Origin of the sequence: Bacillus sp. JJ1503, from assembly GCF_036965125.1 — a bacterium.
Lineage (GTDB): Bacteria > Bacillota > Bacilli > Bacillales > Cytobacillaceae > Cytobacillus.
In genome coordinates this window covers 1-7538 of record NZ_JBALOZ010000256.1, presented here as the reverse complement: position 1 = coordinate 7538, position 7538 = coordinate 1, and the positions used below count along the sequence as shown (strand labels likewise).

The following is a 7538-nucleotide window of genomic DNA, read 5'->3' as shown; positions in this document are numbered from 1 at the left end:
TATTATGGCAGAAAAGCAACAATTATTTAAGCGAAAAAACACAAAGACACAAATTATTCATAATTTATTCGAAAATTATTCACAAAAAACCATTGAAGTGTGATTTAATATACAGAGGAAGATGTCTTTTTCATGATATTTAATTAACAGTATTATTACAATTACAATAGTAGAAAACTATTGAGGTTGTCATCATATTGGAAATGCTCTTCGTTTTTTATTGCAAATATAGCATTGTCAGCTAGAATGCTTTATAGTAGTTGTAGTATCATTGTCGTATTTGTGATAAGGGATAAAGGAGGAAAAAATATGTCTAACTCGAGGGCCTTTGTTAATGCTCGTTTAGAAAACAGCAGTGGGAGCCTAGAGAATGAAGTGCCAAGGACAACAGTTTGGAAGGATTTTTTATCACTGATTAAGATAGGAATTGTAAACTCGAATCTAATAACAACCTTCACTGGTTTATGGCTTGCACTTCACTTTACAGGAAAAGGCTTTTTGAATAATTTGGATATTGTTCTCTATACTGTAATAGGATCATCACTAATTATAGCTGGCTCCTGTGCCCTAAATAATTATATTGATCGAGATATAGATCCTTATATGGAAAGAACGAAGAATAGGCCAACCGTAACTGGAAGGGTTTCACCAGCCAGAGTGGCGATATTAAGCTTTTTGTTAATCGGAATTGGTACAGGATTGCTTCTGCTCACTACTGTAACTGCCGCTTTGCTCGGTTTAGTAGGAGTATTTAGCTATATTGTTCTATATACAATCTGGTCAAAACGGAGATACGTTTCTAACACTATTATAGGAAGTATTTCTGGTGCAGCACCTCCGCTTATCGGCTGGGCTGCAGTTGATGCTAATCTTGACATTATGGCATGGGGATTATTCTTAATTATGTTTTTTTGGCAGCCTCCTCATTTTTATGCGCTTGCTATGAGAAGGTGTGAAGAATATCGTGCTGCTAATGTACCAATGCTTCCTGTTGTTAAAGGATTTAAAAGAACAAAAACCTCTATTTACTTATGGGTGGCAGGGTTATTGCCTCTTCCGTTTTTGCTTCCAGAATTAGGAATTCCTTTTCTGGTTCTCGCAACAATTTTGAACATAGGCTGGATTGCAACAGGGATTTATGCAAGAAAGTTTAAAGACGATATAAAATGGGCTACTTTAATGTTTGTATATTCACTACAATATCTGACAATTATGTTTGTAGCTATGGTTATTATCACATTAATATAAAATAGTTTTAGGGGGGGACTACATGGCTTTTTTTTATTGCTTGTGCTCCAACCCGATCAAAAAAAAACAGATATCATAATATTAGTTTCCTTTATTTAGGCATACTACATAATAATCTTTGTTAGGAAATTCTTTCTTTTCCTATATCTTAGAAAGAATTTATATATAATTTTTTCGATCAAACATTTCAAACAGAAATTATACGAAAGAGGGGTTTGATTAAGCTATGAAAAGGCTTGCAAAATGGCGTCTGGCTTCGTTGTTCGCGATTCTGGCGCTCATACTATCTGCATGTGGTAATGCGAATTTATCTACTTTACAGCCTGCAGGTGAGGTTGCACAAGAACAATATGATTTGATGGTGCTAAGTACTGCAATTATGGTAGGGGTAATTGCAATTGTAGCAGTGATTTTCATTATCGTTTTGGTGAAATTCCGTCGTAAGGACGAAAAAATTCCAAAGCAAGTAGAAGGAAGTCACGCATTAGAAATTATCTGGACAGTCATTCCGATTTTACTTGTTCTTGTTTTAGCTGTTCCAACAGTTTCAGCTACTTTTAAATTAGCTGATGTGTCTCCTATGGAAAAGAAAAATGAAGATGGCAAAACAGATGCTCTTGTAGTAAATGTACGCGCCAATTTATATTGGTGGGAATTTGAATATCCAAACGAAGAAATTATTACAAGCCAAGATCTTGTTGTACCAACCGATGAAAGGGTCTACTTTAACCTAATCGCTTCAGATGTTAAGCATTCATTCTGGATTCCAGCTGTTGGTGGAAAGTTAGATACTAACACGGATAACGTGAATAAATTCTGGCTGGAATTTAATGATGAAAAATCATCGGACGTCAATAATGTATTCTACGGGAAATGTGCTGAGCTTTGTGGTCCGTCACATGCTCTAATGGATTTTAAAGTGAAAGCAGTTCCACGGGCTGAATTCGACCAATGGGTAAGTGATATGCAAAGTGTTAAAGAGCCAATTAAGGCTACTACTGCTTCTGCACAGCAAGGGCAGGAAATCTTTAATCAAAGCTGTATCGGATGTCATGCAGTAACTCCTGCAAACACAACTCCAGAGGCAGCAAGACTAGCACCAAACTTAACAAACTTTGGTGAGCGTGAGAAGATTGCCGGCATCTTGGATCATACAGAAGAGGACTTAAAGAATTGGTTAGCTGATCCTGAAAAATATAAGCCAGCTAATAAAATGACTGGTACGTATACTGGTTCTGGTCCTAATGGTGAATTAACAGATGATGAATTAAATGCCTTAACTGAATATTTGATGGGATTAAAAGTTCAGGGGAAATAGTGTAATTGCTAAAGGGAGGTAAAATTGTGAGTACCATTGCTCAAAAGAAAGGTTTTGGTGCGGTTCTTTGGGATTATCTAACAACTGTAGACCATAAGAAAATTGCACACCTTTATCTTTTTGCTGGCGGATTCTTCTTCCTTCTCGGTGGAATAGAAGCTATGATTATCCGTATTCAGCTAATAAAACCAAATAATGATTTTGTCAGTGCTGGATTATTTAATGAAATGCTAACAATGCACGGAACAACGATGATATTTCTCGCCGCGATGCCATTGTTATTAGGATTTATGAATGCCGTCATGCCACTCCAAATTGGAGCCCGTGACGTAGCATTCCCTTTCCTTAATTCTTTAGGATTTTGGTTATTCTTCTTTGGGGGAGTATTCTTAAACCTTTCATGGTTTTTAGGAGGAGCTCCTGATGCTGGATGGACTTCCTATGCATCCTTATCGCTTGCATCTGAAGGACATGGAATAGACTTCTATGTACTTGGATTGCAAATTTCAGGTTTTGGTACGTTAATGGGTGGAATTAACTTCCTTGTAACCATTATTAATATGCGTGCACCGGGAATGACTTATATGCGTATGCCAATGTTTACATGGACGACTTTTGTTGCTTCATCGTTAATTCTATTTGCATTCCCTCCATTAACAGTAAGTATCTTTTTACTAATGTTTGACCGAATGTTCGGTTCGAATTTCTTTGATGCTTCAATGGGTGGAAATACAATCATTTGGGAGCACTTCTTCTGGATATTCGGACATCCTGAAGTTTATATCTTAATTTTACCGGCATTTGGTATTTTTTCTGAGATTATGGCAGTATTCGCAAGAAAGCGTCTTTTCGGATACTCTTCAATGGTATTCGCAACCGTACTAATCGGTTTCTTAGGATTCATGGTTTGGGCTCACCATATGTTTACAACAGGTTTAGGCCCAATTGCTAATGCGATCTTTGCCGTAGCTACAATGGCAATTGCAGTACCGACAGGAATTAAAATTTTCAACTGGTTGTTTACGCTTTGGGGTGGAAGTATTTCATTTACAACACCAATGCTGTATGCCGTGGCATTTATTCCTTCCTTCTTAATGGGTGGGGTAACTGGGGTAATGCTTGGTGCTGCCGCAGCGGATTATCAGTATCATGATACTTATTTCGTTGTTGCTCACTTCCACTATGTAATTGTAGGTGGGGTTGTGTTTGCTTTGCTTGCGGGAACACATTTTTACTGGCCTAAAATGTTTGGTACAATGCTAAATGAATTCCTTGGAAAAATTACATTCGTATTATTCTTTATTGGTTTCCATTTAACATTCTTTATCCAGCATTTCTTAGGATTATGGGGAATGCCACGACGCATTTTCACATTCCTTCCAGGTCAAGGTCTTGAAACTGGAAACTTTGTAAGTACAATTGGGGCATTCTTTATGGCTGTAGCAGTTGTAATTATGCTAATCAACATTGTTATGACAAGTGTGAAAAATGTTAAGGTTGGCAATGATCCTTGGGGTGACGGCCGAACACTTGAGTGGGCAATTTCATCTCCGCCTCCATTCTATAACTTTAAGCAACTTCCACTAGTACGTGGTCTAGATGCATACTGGATCGAGAAAATGGAAGGCAAAAAAGGCATGGTGCCTGCTGAGCCGCTAGGTGATATTCATATGCCGAATAATTCATTTATTCCTTTCGTTATCTCACTAGGCTTATTCATTGCCGCATTTGGTGCAATGTATCATGGTGATGAAGGAAATACGTGGGGTATTCCAGTATTAATTCTTGGTTTAGTGATTACTTTTGGTTCGATGCTAACACGTTCTATAAAAGATGATCATGGGTACCATATTCATAAAGAAGATTTAATGGATGATATGGATGACGATAATAAGGGGGTTAAGGCATAATGCACGCAGAAGAAAAAATGACGGTTGAANNTTATTCCTAGGTGGAGAGACTGTTCTCTTCGCCTCCCTCTTTGCAACATATCTTGCATTAAAAGATTCAGTCCCTAGCAGTGATATGAAATTAGCAAAGGATCTATTTGAGATTCCACTTGTTTTTGCGATGACAATGATTCTATTGACTAGTTCATTAACAAGTGTTTATGCAATGTACCATATGAAAAACTTTAATTTTAAGAAAATGCAATTATGGCTTGGCATTACAGTATTGCTTGGCTTTGCATTCTTAGGATTAGAGATTTATGAATTTAATCATTATGTTCATGAATTTGATCATAAATTTACAAGCAGTGCGTTCGGATCAGCATTCTATACATTAGTAGGGTTCCACGGAGCTCACGTTGCCTTTGGATTAGGTTGGATTATTTCATTAATGATCCGTAACAGCAAACGTGGATTAAGCCTTTACAATGCACCAAAGTTTTATGTAGCTAGTTTATACTGGCACTTCATTGATGTAGTTTGGGTATTTATTTTTACAGTTGTATATTTAATGGGAATGGTGGGATAAACTGATGACAAATGAACAATTAAACTCAGGCAACCCTCGAGTAGACATTGAATATCGCCGCAGAAAAAGTGCTGAAGAAATGAAGCATCATATTATATCTTTCTCATTAATGATTTTCTTAACGCTCGTTGCCTTCGTGGCGGTTGGGTATGAAGGATTTTCGGGATGGTTTATTGTTCCTTTCATTTTAATCCTTGCATGTGTTCAAGTAATTTTCCAGTTATATTACTTCATGCATATGAGCAATGAAGGTCATGAAGCACCAAAATTGTTTATGTATTCTGGTATGCTTATTGCTTTTGTAACAATTCTTTGCTATACGACAATTATTTGGTGGTAATAAATAGAAGGGAAATCGGCTGTCAGCCGGTTTTCTTTTTATGTTAACGAAATAGTACTAATATTAGGACTTCTTTCGAAGGGGTGATTATGCAGTGGCGATACAAATATTTGGTTTTCGAGCATTATGGAGCCCATACTATTTTATTTTTTTAGCACTTGTGCTAGTTGGTTATTTTTTAGTAACAATTAAATTTAGAAAGAAATTTGCTGACAGCGAACCGTTAAGGATAGGCCAAGCTATTCACTTTTCTATAGCTATTGTCCTTTTATATATAATAAAAGGCTCTCCAATTGATTTAATGGGTCATCTTATGTTTTATGCACATATGATTCAGATGGCAATCCTTTGCCTAGTTATCCCACAATTTATTATTTTGGGAGTACCAGCCTGGATTTGGCGTTATTTGTTTAAAAGATCAGCATTAAAAAATGTTTTTACATTTCTGACAAAGCCTGTTGTAGCCCTATTATTATTTAATGGGATATTCTCCATCTATCATATTCCTCTAGTGTTTGATTTAGTTAAAACAAGTTTTTGGCTTCACGCAGCCTATACTAGTTTATTGTTTGTTATGGGGATCATTTTTTGGTGGCCAATTGACAATAAACTTGAAGATCGTCAATCTTTAAGCGGCCTTAAGAAAGTAGGATATATATTCGCAGGCAGTGCCTTATTATTACCAGCATGTGCTTTGATCATTTTTGCTGATACTCCATTATACTCTTCTTTTTCTGATCCAGATGCTTGGGCGAAATCATTAGAGCTTTGTGTACCTGCTTCCACACTGGCAGGCTTAACTTTAAGCGGGCCAGAGATGTTTAGTTCCATGACCTTATTAAACGATCAGCAGCTAGGCGGGATTATTATGAAAATCATTCAAGAAGTTGTTTACGGTGTGGCGTTAGCGCAAATTTTCTTTAGCTGGTATCGTAAAGAGCAAGAAGAAACCGAACTTGAAAAACAGCATTCCCTTAACCCTCACATCATTGAATGATTTATGCCTCATCTATTTGGATGAGGTTTTTTAATATGTCTGTATAAATAATCACGCTACTCTATATAATATTTGAACAAATTAGGAACTTTTGCGAAAAGGGGTCTATGTTTGTTGATTATGGAGCAGAACTTTAATAGAATTAACGTTGTGAACCATTCTTATTATTAAGAGACTTTCTTAAATTTAGGTGGATGAGAATAGGGAGAATAGAAAGGAAGTTATTATGAATTATTCACTGCCAATTTTACCAACAATAAGCACGACATTTATTGTTTTGAGTGCCATTGCAGTTGCAATCGGATGGGCGCAGATCCGTCAAAGAAAAATAGAAAGCCATAAAAAGACGATGATGTTAGCCGCAGTATTCGCAATAATATTTTTTATTATTTATGCTAGCAGAACAATATTTATTGGAAATACTGCCTTCGGTGGACCTGACGAAATAAAGATATATTATACTATATTCCTAATTTTCCACATAACTCTCGCGACTATAGGCGCTGTATTAGGCATTGTAACTCTTTATACTGGTTACAAAAATAAGTTGAGTAAACATAGAAGGCTAGGACCGGTTACTAGTATCGTATGGTTTTTTACTGCCATTACCGGTGTTGCCGTTTACTTGTTATTATATGTTATTTATCATGGAGGCGAAACAACCTCTGCTATTAAAGCCATTCTAGGTTTTTGATAACAATTTTTGTAGATAATGAAAAACGGACACATGGTTGCCATGAGTCCGTTTTTCATTATTTTGCAAACTTTTCTATCTCTGAATTAAGTTCACTAAGGATTTTTTCACATTGATTTACGAGTGACTTAGGGAAAACCTCATCTTCGCCATATTCAACACCGTGAGGATAATAATATTTACCCAGCACTGGTGTCTTTAATTGAATAACGGCTTTGAAAGTGTCAACATCCCCTTCAACTGCTTGACCAAATACACGTAAATAGAAGGTTCCTTCTTTTAAATCAAATCTACGATCATATGTGACCCTTTCATAGTCCCATTGACCCTCACGGACAAGACCTTTTGAATTCATGACTTCATCTAAGCGAACTAGGTCCGCTTTCTTTTTTTCAATCCCCGTATTTTCAAACTTCATATGTATCCCTCCTAAAACAATCCATTATTAGCTGACTATAGCTAA

7 protein-coding genes and 1 pseudogene are annotated in these 7538 nt (G+C 36.5%); 7 read left to right on the top strand and 1 reads right to left on the bottom strand.

Translation table 11 applies throughout. The annotated features are described in order from the left end of the window. Nucleotides 1-309 precede the first annotated feature (309 nt). The 7 genes and pseudogenes from cyoE to V7149_RS19010 all read left to right on the top strand — a co-directional run bounded on the left by cyoE (nt 310) and on the right by V7149_RS19010 (nt 7075). Nucleotides 310-1248 carry a heme o synthase gene (gene cyoE / locus V7149_RS19040; protein ID WP_335347171.1) on the top strand — a complete coding sequence of 313 codons (939 nt, stop codon included), beginning with the start codon at nt 310-312 and terminating at the stop codon, nt 1246-1248. Between the two features lie 226 nt (nt 1249-1474). Then, on the top strand, nt 1475-2566 hold the full coding sequence (gene coxB, locus V7149_RS19035) for a cytochrome c oxidase subunit II (RefSeq protein ID WP_335347170.1): 1092 nt from the start codon (nt 1475-1477) through the stop codon (nt 2564-2566). Nucleotides 2567-2592: 26 nt separating this feature from the next. Next, nucleotides 2593-4476, top strand: a complete 1884-nt coding sequence (gene ctaD / locus V7149_RS19030; RefSeq protein ID WP_438823976.1) for a cytochrome c oxidase subunit I — start codon at nt 2593-2595, stop codon at nt 4474-4476. Between the two features lie 31 nt (nt 4477-4507). Continuing rightward, nucleotides 4508-5044, top strand: a pseudogene (locus V7149_RS19025) (cytochrome c oxidase subunit 3); the annotation flags it as partial. Between the two features lie 4 nt (nt 5045-5048). Continuing rightward, nucleotides 5049-5384, top strand: coding sequence for a cytochrome c oxidase subunit IVB (gene ctaF, locus V7149_RS19020; RefSeq protein WP_335347169.1), 336 nt, complete (start codon nt 5049-5051; stop codon nt 5382-5384). A gap of 94 nt (nt 5385-5478) precedes the next feature. Next, on the top strand, nt 5479-6381 hold the full coding sequence (gene ctaG, locus V7149_RS19015) for a cytochrome c oxidase assembly factor CtaG (protein WP_335347168.1): 903 nt from the start codon (nt 5479-5481) through the stop codon (nt 6379-6381). A gap of 226 nt (nt 6382-6607) precedes the next feature. Next, nucleotides 6608-7075, top strand: a complete 468-nt coding sequence (locus tag V7149_RS19010; protein WP_335347167.1) for a DUF420 domain-containing protein — start codon at nt 6608-6610, stop codon at nt 7073-7075. A gap of 58 nt (nt 7076-7133) precedes the next feature. Here the strand turns inward: V7149_RS19010 and V7149_RS19005 are convergent, their stop codons facing one another. After that, on the bottom strand, nt 7134-7493 hold the full coding sequence (locus V7149_RS19005; RefSeq protein WP_335347166.1) for a YugN family protein: 360 nt from the start codon (nt 7491-7493) through the stop codon (nt 7134-7136). Nucleotides 7494-7538: the final 45 nt, after the last annotated feature.